Annotated in this window: 8 protein-coding genes; 4 read left to right on the top strand and 4 right to left on the bottom strand. The window is 74.9% G+C overall.

Going from position 1 to position 15,196, the window contains the following annotated elements; genetic code table 11:
- Positions 1-230 precede the first annotated feature (230 nt).
- The 3 genes from WMF42_RS14220 to WMF42_RS14210 all read left to right on the top strand — a co-directional run bounded on the left by WMF42_RS14220 (position 231) and on the right by WMF42_RS14210 (position 4,817).
- Entirely contained in the window at positions 231-1,631 is a 1,401-nt protein-coding gene (locus WMF42_RS14220) for a hypothetical protein (protein WP_437692435.1), read from the top strand.
- 16 nt (positions 1,632-1,647) lie between these two features.
- Positions 1,648-2,265 carry a c-type cytochrome domain-containing protein gene (locus WMF42_RS14215; protein WP_061609702.1) on the top strand — a complete coding sequence of 206 codons (618 nt, stop codon included), beginning with the start codon at positions 1,648-1,650 and terminating at the stop codon, positions 2,263-2,265.
- 107 nt (positions 2,266-2,372) lie between these two features.
- Positions 2,373-4,817, top strand: coding sequence for a hypothetical protein (locus WMF42_RS14210; RefSeq protein WP_437692433.1), 2,445 nt, complete (start codon positions 2,373-2,375; stop codon positions 4,815-4,817).
- Between the two features lie 60 nt (positions 4,818-4,877).
- Here WMF42_RS14210 and WMF42_RS14205 read toward each other — a convergent pair whose 3' ends face one another.
- From WMF42_RS14205 to WMF42_RS14195, 3 genes are all read right to left on the bottom strand, one after another.
- On the bottom strand, positions 4,878-6,422 hold the full coding sequence (locus tag WMF42_RS14205; RefSeq protein ID WP_437692432.1) for a hypothetical protein: 1,545 nt from the start codon (positions 6,420-6,422) through the stop codon (positions 4,878-4,880).
- A gap of 209 nt (positions 6,423-6,631) precedes the next feature.
- The gene (locus WMF42_RS14200) at positions 6,632-7,540 is read right to left on the bottom strand and encodes a hypothetical protein (protein ID WP_061609916.1); all 909 of its coding nucleotides are present in this window, start codon (positions 7,538-7,540) and stop codon (positions 6,632-6,634) included.
- Positions 7,537-9,069, bottom strand: coding sequence for a hypothetical protein (locus WMF42_RS14195; RefSeq protein WP_233561944.1), 1,533 nt, complete (start codon positions 9,067-9,069; stop codon positions 7,537-7,539). Before WMF42_RS14195 ends, WMF42_RS14200 begins: the two co-directional genes overlap by 4 nt.
- Positions 9,070-9,388: 319 nt before the next feature.
- On the opposite strand from WMF42_RS14195, the gene WMF42_RS14190 reads away from it, so the two are divergent.
- Positions 9,389-13,279: a serine/threonine-protein kinase gene (locus WMF42_RS14190; protein ID WP_061609915.1), complete on the top strand. Its 3,891-nt coding sequence runs from the start codon at positions 9,389-9,391 to the stop codon at positions 13,277-13,279.
- Positions 13,280-13,409: 130 nt separating this feature from the next.
- Here the strand turns inward: WMF42_RS14190 and WMF42_RS14185 are convergent, their stop codons facing one another.
- Complete coding sequence (locus tag WMF42_RS14185) at positions 13,410-14,990, bottom strand: serine/threonine protein kinase (RefSeq protein WP_233561373.1); 1,581 nt, start codon at positions 14,988-14,990, stop codon at positions 13,410-13,412.
- Between the last annotated feature and the right edge of the window lie 206 nt (positions 14,991-15,196).

Raw genomic sequence — 15,196 nt, 5'->3', positions numbered from 1 at the left:
GCTGCGCATCGCGCGACGGCATTTTTTTACTCCACGGAAGGCAGTTATGGAAGGAGCCGCGGCGGAGAGATCCCGTGAATCCGGCTGTAACGTAGTCTCCTAGCGACACTGCGTGTCGCGCCGAAGATCGCCCAGCGCTTCGAAATTACGCTGGATTCTGTGGGGTCGTCGCCTGTAGGCTCGCGCGCGTGCAAGCCCCGGTTGACGTCATTGCCGCTAGCGAGAGGCCCGTGCGCAAACCCACCAGGACCACAACGCTGTTCCTTTCTATGAGCCTCTGCGGGCGGATCCTGCTCGGGCTCTCGGCCGCGACCGCCGTGACGTTCGCGCTCGCTCCCGTCACGCTCGCCGCTCCCACGGCGTCGAAGTCGATCGCGGTTCACATCGAGGGTCCCAACGCGGCGGCCATCCGCGAGGACATCCTTGCCTTGCTGCCGGAGACGCTGGGGGTCGTCGAGCAGGCTGCGTTCTCGAAGGCGCTGAAGGGCGCCGGCCAGACCAAGCCCGTCGGAGACACGCTGGTGTCCAAGGCCCAGCGGAAGAAGGCCCTCGACCGCATCCGCAAGGCGGGCAAGGCAGCGAAGGCGGAAGGCGTCATCTACGGCGTCTCGCGCACGAACAAGAAGAAGAAGAAAGAGGTCCACCTCGTCTACGTCGACGAGAACGCCGGCGACCTCTCCGTGGACAGCGCGGTGCCGGTGACCGGCTCGCGCGACGACCGCAAGAAGGCGCTGGAAGAGCTGCTCGGCCCGACGCTGGCGCAGATCGCGCCGCCGCCGCCCGAGGAGGACAAGGCGAGCGAGGGCGGCGAGGGCGGCGACGAACAGAAGGGCGAGGAGGGCGACGGCGACGGCGACGGCGAGGAGACGGCCAGCGAGGACGCCGGCGCGGCCGACAGGGGCGGCAAGCGCAAGCGCAACGACGTCAACTCGGCGCTCTTCTCGGTCGAGGTCGGCGTCGAGTTCATCGGCCGCTGGTTCGACTACTCCGATCCGCGCACGAACAACCTGCGGCCCTACAGCGTCTTCGGGCAGCCCGCGCTGTCGATCGCGGGCGAGGTGTACCCGCTCGCGTCGACGAACATCGCGGTGCTCAAGGGACTCGGGATCACCGCGGGCTACGCGCGGGCGCTCGGCCTCAACTCGGCGGTGGGCGACGGCGACCCGATCAGCACCACCTACCAGCGCATCAACCTCGGCCTCCGGGAGCGGCTGTCGATCGGCGAGGCGTCCCAGCTCGGGATCTCCGCCGGGCTCCGGTTCCTGACCTTCGATATCGAGGCGCCGGCGGATCTCGCCAGGACGGTGCCCAACGTCTCCTACACCCTGTTCCGGGCCGGCCTCGACGGCCGCTTCCCTGTCGGCCCTGTCGCGCTGGCGCTGGGCGCCGAGTACCTCCTGCCGCTCTCGTCGGGCTCCGTCTACGAGCGGTTCACCGGGGCGAGCGTGCAGGGCATCGGCGCGATGGCCGGGTTGATGATCCCGGTCGCGACCGGCGTCGAGGCGCGCGTGCTCGTCGAGTACGCCCGGTTCTTCTCGTCGTTCCAGCCCGAGCAGGGCGACCCGTACATCGCGGGTGGGGCCATCGACCAATACCTGGGACTGCGGCTCGCCGGAGCCTATGTCTACTGAGAGAGAGAGGTACCACGTGACGTTCTTGACTTCCCTTGACGGGCGCATCGCGCTCACCGCAGCCGCCCTGCTGACGGGCAGCGCGCTCCTCATCAGCTGCGCTGGGACCCTCGACGAGGACGAGTTCCCCCCGGGCGGCCAGCAAGGCGCCGGCGGAGACACCCAGGGATCCGGCACCACCTCCCCCGCAGCGACAACCGGCGGCGACGGCGCCACGACCGCGGCCACCGGCGGCGACGGCGCCACGACCGCGGCCACCGGCGGCGACGGCGCCACGACCGCGGCCACCGGCGGCGACCCCACCACCACCTCGACGGCAACCGGCCCCGCGCCGACCGGATGCGCCGAGGCGCCGGCGATGATCACGATGAAGTGCGCCAACGCGGGCTGCCACGACGCGAACTCGAAGCAGGCGGGCCTCTCGCTGGCGGCGGGGTGGGAGACCAGCATCCGGGGCCAGACGTCCGCGTGCGGCGGCATGGTGCTCGTGCCCGGCGATCCGGACGCCAGCTCGGTCTACACGAAGGTCACGCCCGATCCGCCGTGCAACAACCGGATGCCGCTCGGAGGCACGCCGCTCAGCGACGCCGAGATTGCGTGTCTCCGCGACTTCATCGCGGCGCTCACCCCCTGAGGAAGTGAGCGAGCGGCTGACCGCCGCGGCGGCGCGGGCGGGGCGATCGTCCCCTGGATGAGACCGCCTCGTTGGCGCCCCCGCGGCCAGACGCTACCCTCGCCGCGATGCTGCGCCGGCGCTCGTTCTGGATCGCCGCGGCGGCCGTCGCCTACACGGCCTTCGCTGCGCTCCGCGCGTCCGGCGGCCACGGGCCCGCGTGGCTCGCCCTGCTCGGGCTGCCGGTGCTCCTCGCCCTCGGCTTCCGCTGGGTCGAGCGGCCGCCGCGCGGCGAGGACCGGATCGAGCCGGCCGCCCGCCGCGCGGCCGCCGTCTGCCTCACCGGCGCCGCGATGCTCGCCGCCGCGCGCAGCGGCCCCAGCGGCCTCGCGCTGATCGCGCTCGGCAACCTCGGCGCGGCGGCCGCCGCGATGGCCGCGCTGGTCGGCCTCGCGCGCATCGCGGGCCTCGGCGGCCTGCTCGAGCCCCCGCCCAGCACGCGGCGCCTCGACGCCGCGGCGTTCGCCTCGCTCTTCTGGACGGTGGCGGTCGCCCTGCCCACGATCTCGGCGGTGGCGCCCGCGCGCGCGGCGGACCTCGATCCGCTGCTCGTGCACTACGCGACGTCCGCCGCGTCGCTCGGCTCGCTCACGGTGACGCTCGTCGCGCTCGCGCGCGTCCGCATCGCGCGGCGCCTCGAGCTCGGCGTCGCCGACCGGGTAGAGGCGGCGCTGCTGCTCTCGGCGACGGCGCTCGCCGTCGGCGTCGCCGCGGCCTTCGTCGGCGTCGCGAGCCCGGAGGCGATCCTGCCCGTCACGAGCGCGATCGCGGCGGTGTGCGTCGCGCTCTGCACCGTGGCCGCGGACGCCGCGAAGGTCTCGCGCGCGCTGCGCCTCACGCTCGCCATCGCGGCGCTCGCGACCCCGCCGGCGCTCCTCGCCGTCTACGCGGTGCACGAGGCGCCGCGCGGCGACCTCGGGCTCCGCGGCGCGCCGCAGTCCTCGATCGGCGTCGCCGTGTTCGGCGCGTGCGCGATCTGCGCGCTCGCGGGGCTCGCGGCGCCGGCCCTCGCGCGCCGGTTCGCGCCCGAGGGGGCGCGCTGGCTCGGCGCCTTCGACGCCGCGACGCGCGCGGCCATGAACCCGGAGCCGGAGGCGGCGCTGGAGACGGCGCTCTCCGCGCTGCGCGAGGCGTCGGACGCGGGCATGGCCGGGCAGGCCCCGCCGGCGCTGTACCTGCTCTCGCCGCCCGAGCGGGTGACCGTCGATCGCGCGGGGTACGCGCGCAGCGAGCCGGCGCAGGTGCCGGCGCGCCTCATCGAGCTCGCCCAGGTCGAGCCGGAGCGCGTGCTGCGCGTCGAGGCCGCGGAGGCGGTCGAGGTCCGGCGGCCGGAGGTGCGCCCGCTGCTCGCCTGGCTCGCCGAGCGCGACGTCGGCGTGGTGGCCCTGGTGAACGACGCGGAGGGCCCGATCGGGGCGCTCGCGATCCCGCGGGGCCGGCGCGCGTCGCCGATGACGCTGGAGGAGGTGAGCGGTCTGCGCGCCGTCGCCGACCGGCTCGGGGCGGTGATCGCTGTGTCGGCGATGCTGTCCGGGTCGCGCGGCCGGGAGGTCGCCGCCCGGCGCGAGGCCGAGGAGCGCGCGCGCGAGGTGAGCCGGCTGGAGCGCGCGGTGGCGCAGAGCGCGGGCCGGTTCCGGGCGATCGCGGGGCTGCTCGCGCGGCCGGCGCGGGCGGCGGCCTACAGCCCCGCGGCGCGCGCGGCGATCGAGCAGCTCGAGCGGCTCGGCGCCGCCGGCGGCCCGGTCACGCTGCTCACGGCGCCCGGGATCGACGCTGTCGCGTGGGGCGCTGTCGTGCACCTGAGCTCCGCGCGGGTGGCGGGCCCGCTGGCGATCGTCGACGGCGCGGCGCCCGCGCCCGAGGCGTTCGCGCAGGCGTTCGCGCGCGCCCGGGGCGGCTCGCCCGAGCGCGACGGCGCGGCGCCCGCCGCCGGCTCCGAGGACACGCCGCGCGCGCTCGCGCTGTGGCGCGATCCGGACAGCTCGCCGATCGAGGCGGCGCGGGGGGGCACGCTGCTCATCCTCGACGCGCAGGCGCTGTCGCCCGAGGTGCAGAGCTACCTCGGCGCGGCGCTGCCCGACGATGTCGGCCTCGTCGTGGCGGTGCCCCAGACGGTCGACGCGCTGGTGGCGACGGGCCAGATGAGCGAGCGGCTCGCGGATCGTCTCGGCGATCGGGCGGTCGCGCTGCCGTCGCTCGCGTCGCGCGCCGAGGATCTCCGGGCGCTCGCGCTGGATCACCTCGCGCGCATCGGCGTCCGCCTGCGCGGCCGGCCGTTCGGCCTCGATCTGCGCGCGCTGCAGGCCGTGCTCGACCACCCGTGGCCGGGCAACGACGCGGAGATGGGCGCGGTCCTGCTCCGCGCCGCGCTCATGGCCGAGGGCGACGTTGTCGGCGAGAAGGAGCTCGCGGCGATCGGCTTCGCCCCGCAGGTGGCGCTCCCCGACCGGCCCGACGGCATCCGCAGCGAGGGGCGCCGCGCCCGCCGGGGGCGCGCCGGCAAGGCGGGGTAGCCGGGCGGCCGGTGGGGGACCGCCGCCGGCGTGCAGCCCACCGTGGGGGGACCGCCGCGGTCAGTAGAAGCGGTAGCCGAGGCTCGCCGGCGCGACGAGCACGAAGCCGTCGAGCCCCTTCATGAACGTCGGCGACACGGTCAGGAGAAGCGCGCCCGACGTCCAGCTCGAGCTCGGCAGGTCCGCGAGCACGAGCGACACGTCCACGCTCCCGCCGAACGCGAGCGTCTCGACCAGCGCGGTCTCGGGCAGGCTGCCCTCGCGCGCGGTCACCTCGACCTCGGTCCGGCCGTGGTTGAGGTCGACCATCTCGGAGGGGATCTCTCCCTTCACGCCGGTGACCTTCGCGTTCTGGCCCACCGCGCCGGCGAGCCCCGAGAGGCCGAGCCAGAGGCGCCCGAAGCGCATCGAGAGGGAAGGTCCGCCGACGGCGAGGTAGCCGCCGCCGAACCGATAGCCGCCGAGCGCGCGGATGCCGAGGTGCAGCTCCTCGGAGAGCGCGAGCCCGACGAAGGCCTGACCGCCGGCGAACGGCCCGATCGCCGGGTCGAAGCCCGCGTGGCAGACGTCATCGTTGCAGGGCGCGATGAGCTCGCCCTCGGGTACGTTGTAGCTGTACGAATACGAGCTCAGGTTGCCGAAGCTGCCCGCGTCGATCAGCCCGATCAGCGCGCCGCCGGCCGCGCCGGCCTCGATCACGAAGGTCCCGGCGTGCCGCGGCGATGCTCCAGGGGTCGGCGCCGGCTCCTCGGCCGCGGCGGCCTCGGCGGACGCTGCGGCCGTCTCCGGCTCCGCTGCGGCCGCCTCCGGCCCGTCCGCGCCCTTCCCGGCGCCTCCTGCGCCCTTCCCGGCGCCTCCTGCGCCCTTCCCCGCGCCTCCTGCGCCCTTCCCCGCCCCCGCCGCGCCCCGGTCCGGCGCCGCGGCGACCGGCGCCGGCGGCTCCTTTGCGGGCGCCTCCGCGGCCGGCGTCGGCTCCGGCGCGGCCGAGGCGTCCCTGGCCAGCGCCGGGACCGTGACGGCCTTCCTGTCGCCCCGCTTGATCGTGACCGTCTGCTCCCAGCGCTTCCTGCCGGGGGCGCTCGCGCTCACCTTGTGCTGGCCGGGGTCGATCGGCCGGGCCTGGCCCCACGCCGCGCCGTCGACCGGCGTCCCGTCGAGCGTCACCTCGAGCCCCTCGACAGCGGCGGCACGCGGCACGTTCAGCGTGAGCCGCGGCAGCCGCAGCTCGAGCTTCGCCCCCCTCGCCTTCGCGTCGGCCTCGAGGCGCTTGTTGCCCTCCTTGCGCGCGGCGGCGCCGAGATCGATGTACTCGACCCAGGCGGTCGCGATCTTGCCCTGCTTCTCGTGGCAGGTGGCGAGCGCGAGGAGCGTGGCCGACCTCGGGCTCAGCCGGTAGCTCTCCTCGATCTTGGGGCAAGCCTCCGCGAGCTTGCCCTTCTTCATGAGCTGCTTGCCCTCGTCGAGCAGCGCCTCCGCCTGCGCGAACGCGACCCCGGGGCTCACCGCCAGCGCGAGCGCGAGCGCGAGGCCCGCGGCGCGCGCGCTCGAGCGCAGAGCGCGTCGGGCCGCGTCCTGGGAGCGACCGCCGAGACGGAAGGAGCGCAAGGGGAGAGCGGGACTCTTCTCGGCGTGTTCAGCGTCTTGCCGGTTCAAACGGTTCGTCGCTCCAGAGCGAGGCTCGTGACGTGAAGTCGAAGGTACGACGGGCGAGACGGCGGTCTCGCTCGATGGGGACGGAGCGTATCACGCCCCGTTTGCGCCGATCAAAAGCCGCGCGGCGCGGCGCGCGGACCACCGCCGGCGCGCGCGCGCGCTCACGCGGCCCCGGAGCGCTCGTCGAGCAGCTTGATCCCCGCGGCGACCTCGCTGGCGAACGACTCGGCGATCACCCTCGCCTGACCGAACCGGGGCGGGACCTCCCTGGCGGCGCGCGCGAGCGCGGCGACGGCGAGGTCGTGGGGCTGGCGCACGAGGAGGCGGTACGCGAGGCTCCGGCCAGGGGGTATGGCGACGACAGCGAGCGTCGAGGCCGACCACGCGAACGGCGGGCTCTTCCGCGTGGCGGTCGCGAGATCCGTGAGCGGCGTGCGCGTCAGCCAGAGGGAGAGCGCGTCGGCGAAGTCCGTCGGCGCGAGCCCCGGGGTGCCGTGGCCCATGTCGGCCAGGCCGACGCGCCGGGTCTCGACCTCGACGTTGCGGAGCTGCCGCCAGCGCAGCAGCCGGGCGGGCGGGCGCTGGCCCCGGAAGCTCGCGCGGCCCGTCCACCAGGCGACGTGTGCGTCCGTGCGGAAGCAGTCGAGCACGCGGGCGAACGTCGCGTGCCGCGAGAGCGCTGTCGCGACGTCCGCCGGCGCGGGCACGAGCTCGCAGAGATCGCGCACGCTCGCGAGCAGGCGGGGGTACCGGCTGCGCGTCAGGGCGCTGGCGAGCTCGTGGTTCGTGAGCTGGAGCAGGTCGTTCAGCGCGGCGAGGAGCGCCCAGTCGGCGGCGACGAGCTCCGGGAGCGCGTCGATCGGCGCGATGAGGCGCGCGACGCGCACGCGCGCGAGGTCGATGCGCGAGCCGAGATCGCGGTCGATCGCGCTCGCGCCGTGGCCGAGGAGCAGCGCGAGCCGGACCCCGAAGGGGCGCACCAGGTGGAGGGGGCCGCCGAGGACGAGCGGGGCGAGCACGCTCGCCTGGAGCTCGACGACGCGCTCGGCGATGGCCTCGGGGTGGGTCATGCCCTGCCGGCGCCCGGCGGGAGCGCCTTCGGCTCGGCCGGCGCGTCGGGCGGCGCCAGGTCGCGCAACGGCCGGATGCCGACGCCGCCGAGGACGACCTCGGGCAGCTCGGTGGCCAGCGCGGTCGTGAGGCCCGTGGACAGCGCGGCCACCGGCGACCACTGCTGCGCCTCGAGGAGCGCGGCCTCGAGCGGGAGGAACGCCTCCTCGGGCACGCCGACAGCGCCCCCGTCGCGCCCGATGAACAGCGCCTGGCCGGCGGGGGCGCCGAGCGCGCGGAACAGCACGGCCGGCGCGACCGCAGGGACGGCGTCGTAGCCGGCCGGGATGTAGAGGCCCGGGTGCACCTCGCGGAAGAACTCGCCGACCGGGATGCCCTCGATGCCGGTCGGGTGGCGGAGGAACGCGCCGGCGGCGGTGAAGGCGATGCGGGCGCGGCGCAGGGTGTCGGGGCCGAGCGCGTAGGCGACGTGCCGGAGGAGCTGCATCTCCTCCGGCCGGATCCACGAGGCCGTGACCGACCGCCACGGCTCCGAGCTCGGGACGAGGCGGAGCGACAGCACGACCGACGCGGGGCGCTGGGCGTCCGCCGTCGATCGCGCCACCGCCGGCTCGCGGCTGAGCTCGACCCGCGCGAACGCGGAGACGTCCCCCATCGCCGGCAGCTTCGCGATCTCCAGCGCCTCGCGGCCCCTGCCGCGGAAGAGCACGAGGCCCGCCTCGCTGAACACAGGGCAGGCGCGGAGGTTGACCGGGTGCCGGAAGCCGATCTCCACCGCGGCGCCGGGCGCGACCGGGACGAAGTAGCCGAGGCCTGGCGTGCCCGTGAGCAACGGGACCATCCGGCCGGGGATCGCCGGCACGCGGAAGAGGTACCGGAGGATCGGGGCGTCGTCGAAGCTCGACTCCGGCGGCCACTCGCAGAGGCCCACCTCGGCCTCGACGCTGCTCCGGGAGAAGTAGCGGATCAGCGCCGGGCCGAGGCCCGACTCGGCGAGGATCCAGCGCGGGCCGGGCTCGCGCCCGGCGGCCGGATCGAGGTGCGGCTCGAGCCGCAGCAGCAGCCCGCGCACGTCGAGGCGCCGCTCGACCTCGTACGTCTGCGAGAAGGCGTTGTGGTAGAGCGAGAGCGCGGCGTCGCTCGGCAGGATCTGCGGGATGTCGTACCCGAAGGGCGCGGCGGCGTCGCGGTACTGGACGAAGTGCCGGCTCGTCCCCGTGAAGCAGTAGCCGCCCGCCAGCCGGGCGATCTCCGCCACGCGGTCGAGCCGGTCGCTGCTCTCGGCCGCGAACAGGAGGGTGACCTCCCGGGCGCCCAGCTTCGATCGCACGACCTCGACGACGAGCGACCGGAGGATGTCCCCGAGCGAGCCCTGCCTCGTGTAGAGCGCGAGGAAGGCGACGAGCCGATCGATGGACGGCAGCAGGACGAGCCCCTTGGCCCCGAGCGCGACGCCCTTGGCATCGAGCCCGAGGCCGGGCGTGCGCAGCCGGGTCTGGTGAACGGCGACGCGATCGAGCATCGACATGGCTCCCGGCGTTAGCGCAGAGCGCGACCGTAAGAGGAGCCGCCGGATCCGTCAAGGGAAGCCCGGCGAGCTCGATCGACCGGCGACGCAGGGCGCGGCGCGAGCGCGCGCGGCGTGGCCCCGCGGCAGGACCAGGCGCGGCTCGAGCGCGTACGTCCGCGACCGCGACGCTGGAACTGCCATGAACGACAGCGTAGTCTCCTCTCCGATGCGCCCTGTCGGAACACCGCAGGCCCACCCGGCCCGGCGCCCCGAGATCGCCTGTCTGCCGCGTCCGAGCGCCCTCGGCGCTCATCCCGTGGCCCCCCTCGGCTAGCGCATGGACCCCGTGCGCATCGAGCCAGCAAGACCGCTCGTCGCTGGCCGGTTCCACATCGAGCGCGAGATCGGCCGGGGCGGCGTCGGCACCGTGCACCGCGCGTTCGACGTGCAGACCGAGCGGTACGTCGCGCTGAAGATCATCACGGCGGTCGGCGTCGACGCCGAGGGCCAGGCCCGGCTCTCGCGCGAGGGGCAGATCCTCTCGGAGCTCGATCACCCGGGGATCGTGCGGGTCGTGGCGTTCGGGACGGTGGAGTCGAGCGCGTCGGACGCGGAGGGGCACCGCATCGAGGAGGGGTCGACGTTCATCGCGATGGAGTGGCTCGACGGGGAGGACCTGGCCACGCGCCAGCGGCGCTCCCCGCTCGCGCTGCGCGACGGGCTCGAGGTCGGCCGGCAGGTGGCGAGGGCGCTCGCGGCCGCGCACGACGCGGGCGTCGTCCACCGCGACATCAAGCCGTCGAACATCCTCCTGCTCCGCGGGCCGCCGGAGGGGCCGATCCGGATCAAGCTCGTCGACTTCGGGGTGGCGGCGTCGAAGGAGGTCGTGCTCACGACCGACGTGGGCGGCCTCGTCGGCACGCCGGCGTACATCTCGCCGGAGCAGGCGCGCGGCGACGCGACGGTGGACGCGCGCAGCGACCTCTACTCGCTGGGCGCGACGCTGTTCGAGCTCATCGCCGGCCGGCCGCCGCACATGGGGCCGACCTCGATCGCGACCCTCGTGCGCCTGGCGACGACGCCCGCGCCGCGCCTCTCGGAGTTCCTGCTCGACGTCGTCCCCGCGCTCGACGACCTGATCCACGCGCTGCTGCTCGCCGACAGGGGGCTCCGGCCGAGCTCGGCGCGCGAGGTGGCAGAGAAGCTCGCGGCCCTCCTCGACGAGCCGCACCTGCCCACCCCGTCGCCGCTGCGCGTGAGCGACAACCCGCCGGGGGTGATGGGCACGCGGCTCGTGACCACGATCGTGGCGCTGCACGTGGCCACCGGCGAGGAGCGGCAGCGGGAGCTCGAGGCGCTGCGGCGCCGCGGGGCCGACGCGCTGCCGCTCGGCGCCGACTCGATCGCCGCCCACCTCGGCGTGCGCCAGGCCCACGGCGACGAGGCGTCCCGCGCCCTCGAGCTCGGCCTCGCGCTCGGCGAGCGCGGCGGCCGCGTCGGCGTCGCCTCCGGCCGCATGCGCGTCGACAGGACGCGCTCGGCGGGCGAGGTCGTCGACCGCGCGGTCGCCCTGGCGCGCGAGGCGGGCCTCGGGCGGGTGCTCGCGGACGCGACAACGGTGGAGCTGTCCCGCGGGCGCTACCTGTGCGCGCCCCAGGAGGGCGGCGCCGTGCGGGTGCTCTCGCGCGCGCCGAAGCGGCCCGACGCGCAGACGCCGTTCGTGGGGCGGGACGCCGAGCTCATCACGACCGTCGCCGCCTTCGACCGCTGCGTGGAGGAGCGGACGCCGGTCGTTGTGAGCATCTCGGGGCCGCCGGGGATCGGCAAGAGCCGGCTCGCGCGGGAGTTCGTCGGCCGCATCTCGGATCGCGCCGATCCGCCGCGGCTCGTCCAGCTCCGCTGCGAGTCGTTCGGGCGGGCGCAGGCGCTCGGCGTCGCGACCGACGGGCTGCGCGTCCTCATGGGCCTGCCGAAGGGCGCGTCGGTGGAGCAGGCCGACGACGCGGTGCGCGCGCGGCGGCTGCACCACGGCGACGGCGGCCTCCTCGCGCGCCTGCTCGCGAACCAGCCGTTCCCCGACGGCATCGACCTGCGGGGCGCGCGCGACGCCCTGTACCTGTCGATGACCGACATCGCTGTCGGCGCCGCCTCGCTCGAGCCGTGCGCGCTGCTCGTCGAGGACGCGCAGTGGGCCGACCCGGAGAGCGTCGCGTGGCTCGACCACCTCCTCGGGCGCGCCTCGGGCAGGCCGCTCTTCATCATGCTCATGGTGCGCCCGGCGTTCTGGCGCGACCAGGGCCAGCGCTTCACCGGCCGCGACCACGTGCGCGTGGAGCTGCGCCCGATCGCGCGCCGGGCCACGCGCGAGATCGCGCGCGCCGTCTTCAGCGCGGCGGCCGCCGCGCGGCCGGTCGACGACGCGACGCTCGACCGCGTCGCGCAGCAGGCGGCCGGCTCGCCGCTGTTCGCCGAGGAGTTGGCGCGGGTCATCGCCTCCGGCAAGGACGCGGCCACGGCGCCGACCATCGAGGCGGCGATCCAGGTGAGCCTCGACGCGCTCGACGACTGCACCCGCGAGGCGGTCGTGCGCATGAGCGTCTTCGGCCTGTCCGTGTGGGACGTGGGCCTCGCCGAGGTCGGCGTTGTCGAGCCCAGGGCGGCGCTGAAGAAGCTCATCGCCGCGGAGCTGCTCGTCGAGCAGCCCGCGTCGCGGTTCCCGGCCGCGCGCGAGTACCTGTTCAAACACGCGCTCGTCCGCGACGTCGCGTACGCCTCGGCCGGCGAGGACCTCCGCAAGGGGCTGCACGCCGCGGCCGCGCGCTGGCTCGATCGGATGGGCGAGGACAGCGCGACGGTGGCGCAGCACTTCGACCTCGGCGGCGAGCACGAGGAGGCCTCGATCCGCTGGGAGGCCGCCGCGCGGCGCGCCCTCGCGACGAACTCGCTCCGCGACGCGGTCACCATGGCCGATCGCGCGCTCGTGTTCGCGTCCGACAAGCCGACGGGGTTCGCGCGCGCGGTGCTCCTCGAGGACGCGTACTCGCGGCTCGACGCGCGCTCGCCCGAGCGCGACTCGGCGATCCGGGCGATGTGGGAGAACGTCTACGACGAGGCGAGCGAGCTCCGCACGCTGACCGCGCGCGCCCGCTACGACCAGGCGTGCGGCTCCGGGATGGACCTGGAGGGGCGCCTGACGGCGCTGCGCGACCGCGCGCGGGCGATCGATCGCGTCGAGGAGGAGGCGCAGTGCTCGGCCACGCTGGCGCAGGTCCACGCGTTCGCCGGGCAGCTCGCGATGGCCGAGCAGGAGGCGGCGCACCTGCTCGACCTCGCGGCGCGGCGGGGGCTGGTGTGGGCCGCGGTCGACGCCTGGCAGACGCGCGCGGTCGCCCACCAGACGCGCGGCGAGCCCGCGGCGGCGCTGGAGGCGCGGCGGAACGCGGCGCGGGCCGCGCGCCGCGCGGGGCTGCAGGAGCGCGAGGCGATGCTGACGATGAACGTCGGCTTCGCGCTCACGACCATCGGCGCGCGGGCGGAGGCGCTGCAGGAGATCGAGGGGGGCATCGCCCGGGCGCAGGCGATCGGCAGCTCCGGGGCGGTGCGGCACGGGCAGATGATCCTGCTCTGCTGGGCGGCCACGTTCGGCCCCGAGCCGCGGCTCGACGCCGAGCTCGCGGAGCCGCGCGCGAGCGCGGACGAGGCCGCGGGGAGCATGTGGGTCGTGCGCGACAGGGTGACGCTCGGCATCCTGTTCTACCGGGGCTGCGAGCTCCTGCGCTTCGAGTCGTCGGGGCTCGCGCGGGCGCGCTCGCTGCTGAAGAAGGCGACGGAGGCCTACCGGATGACGGAGAACCGCGACGTGCTGCCCGTGGCGCTCGGGTTCTGCGCCGAGGCGGAGCGCCGCTTCGGCGACGCCGAGCAGGCGCGCGACATCGCGCGGGAGGCGGCGGCCCTGGTCGAGGCGGGCGCGCCGAGCCTGCTCAACGAGGCGCCGATCTACCTGGCGCTCCACGACGCGTGCGTGGACATGGGCGATCTGGAGGGCGCGCGCGATGCGATGGAGCGCGCGATGCCCCCGCTCCTGCGCCGGCTGAAGGGCCTCGAGGGGACGCTCTACGCGAGCTCGTTCCTGCTCAACCTGCCGCAGAACTCGGCGCTGCTCGCCGCCGCCGAGGCGTACGGCTGCGTGCCGCCGCAGCTCGAGGCGATGCTGAACAGCAGGCCGTAGCGGCGCGGGCGGCGCGCGTGGAGGCAGGCAGCGCGCGGCGCGCTGGGCCCCCGGGCGCGCCAGCAGCGGCGCGCCCGGGGGCTCGCGGCGCGCCTCCGCGGCGGGCGACGAGGGCCCGCGGCCCTGCCTGTCACTTCCGGGGCGAAGAGCCGCCCGACCTGGGCGTCGGCGCCTGCGCCACCGGGCGCAGGTTGATGGTCAGCACCTCGTCGCGCGTGAACACGACGAAGCGCGCCTCCGGCGTGTAGCCGTCGGCCGCGACCCGGATGCGGTGCCCGGTGCCATCCCTGCTGAACCGCGCGAAGAACGGGTTGCTGGGGAGCTCGACGTCGTCGAGGTAGATCTTCGCGTCCAGCGGCGTGGCGATGATCCGGAGCTCGATGAGGTTGGCGACAGGAGCAGGGGTCGGGCCGGGTCCGGGGCCCGGGACCGTCGGCTCGACCGTAAGCGCCTGCTCCGGCGCAGGCCCGGGCGGGGGCCACTTCATGGTCATCACCGCCCACGCGGCCCCGCCGATCAGCAGGACGGAGAGCACCGCGATCCCCGCAGTCCAGAGCGCCTTACGCCGGGTCGACTGCGTGTTGGCCACCATGATCGTCGGGATCGTCTGACGGTTTGAGATGCTGTCCTCGCGCGCGCCGTCGTCGCCGAGCGTGTGGTCCGGCACCTGATGGGCGTACGGCTGCGACATCTGCGACATCTGCGCGGCCATCTGCGACATCGGCATTCGCTGGGACCACGGCGCGGCGCCGCGCTCCTCGAGCACCGGCAGGACCTCGAACTCCTCCGGGCCGTCGGCCGTGTCCGCGTGGAGCCGACCGAGCTGATCGCTGATCGCGGATCGCACCTCCGCGCGGCGGTTCGCGAACGTCTCCCCGATCAGGCGGCCGATCTCCGCCGACGACGGGCGCCGCCCCATGGTCGCGAGGTAGGCCTCGACGTCCTCGCGCATGTGGGCCGCTGTCGCGTACCGGTCCTCCGGCGCCATCGCGAGCGCGCGCGAGCAGATGCGATCGAGCGCCTCGGGCGCCGCCGGCCAGCGCTCGCGGAGCTGCGGGATCTCGCCAAACGTGAGCCGCTGGAGGATCTGCACGTCGGAGAGATCCCCCCAGAAGCGCTCGCCCACGACGAGCTCCCAGAAGATCAGGCCCATCGAGAAGACGTCAGCGCGGCGATCCACCATCGTCGCGAGGGCCTGCTCCGGCGCCATGTACCGGATCTTCCCCTTGACGACGCCGGTGCTGGTGTCCGCGTCGCGCGTCGCCCACTTCGCGATGCCGAAGTCGACGACCTTCGCCTGCCCGTCGTAGGTGACGAAGATGTTGTGCGGGCTGATGTCGCGATGGACCACCTGGAGCGGCTGCCCGTTGAAGTCCATGAGGTCGTGCGCGTAGTGCAGCCCGGCGAGCGCGTCGGAGAGGATCGCCAGGTAGATCGCGCGGTGCCGCGACGGGTCGATCTTCCGGCAGATCCGGTCGAGCGAGTGCCCCTCCAGGTACTCCATGACGATGTAGTACTGGTCGTCGATCTGACCGCACTCGTACGTCTGCACGACGTTCGGGTGGTTCAGCCGCGCGGCGAGCCTCGCCTCGTCGAGGAACATCGCGTTGACCTCGGGCTCGGTCGCGATGCCCGGCTTCAGCCGCTTGATCACGACCAGCTTCTCGAACCCGAGCGGGCCGCGATGCGCAGCGAGGAAGACCTCGGCCATCCCTCCCTGCCCAAGCTTTGCGATCAGCCTGTATCTCCCGAAGCCTCTCGCGGACTGCACGGGGAGCCGGACGATCATCGATGACGAGGTCACAGCACCCGATCGTTCGTAAGGATTGCTGACTCGTCAAGCAGACTCATGGAGATGTGCATCCCGACCGACACCCGGGGCCGAGAGCGAACGGCTCCGGCCCCGGGTGCTCCGAT

Source organism: Sorangium sp. So ce176, from assembly GCF_051519835.1.
In the GTDB taxonomy this organism is placed as follows: Bacteria; Myxococcota_A; Polyangia; order Polyangiales; family Polyangiaceae; genus Sorangium; species Sorangium cellulosum_G.
The sequence above is the reverse complement of the archived record's forward strand: the minus strand, read 5'-3'. Positions and strand labels throughout refer to the sequence as shown.

Bases quoted from the DNA above. Each gene is read 5' to 3' on its own strand.
- WMF42_RS14210 (WP_437692433.1), top strand. From the start codon at position 2,373: ATGCTGCGCCGGCGCTCGTTCTGGATCGCCGCGGCGGCCGTCGCCTAC.
- WMF42_RS14200 (WP_061609916.1), bottom strand. From the start codon at position 7,540: ATGACCCACCCCGAGGCCATCGCCGAGCGCGTCGTCGAGCTCCAGGCG.
- WMF42_RS14195 (WP_233561944.1), bottom strand. From the start codon at position 9,069: ATGTCGATGCTCGATCGCGTCGCCGTTCACCAGACCCGGCTGCGCACG.
- WMF42_RS14190 (WP_061609915.1), top strand. From the start codon at position 9,389: ATGGACCCCGTGCGCATCGAGCCAGCAAGACCGCTCGTCGCTGGCCGG.
- WMF42_RS14185 (WP_233561373.1), bottom strand. From the start codon at position 14,990: ATGGCCGAGGTCTTCCTCGCTGCGCATCGCGGCCCGCTCGGGTTCGAG.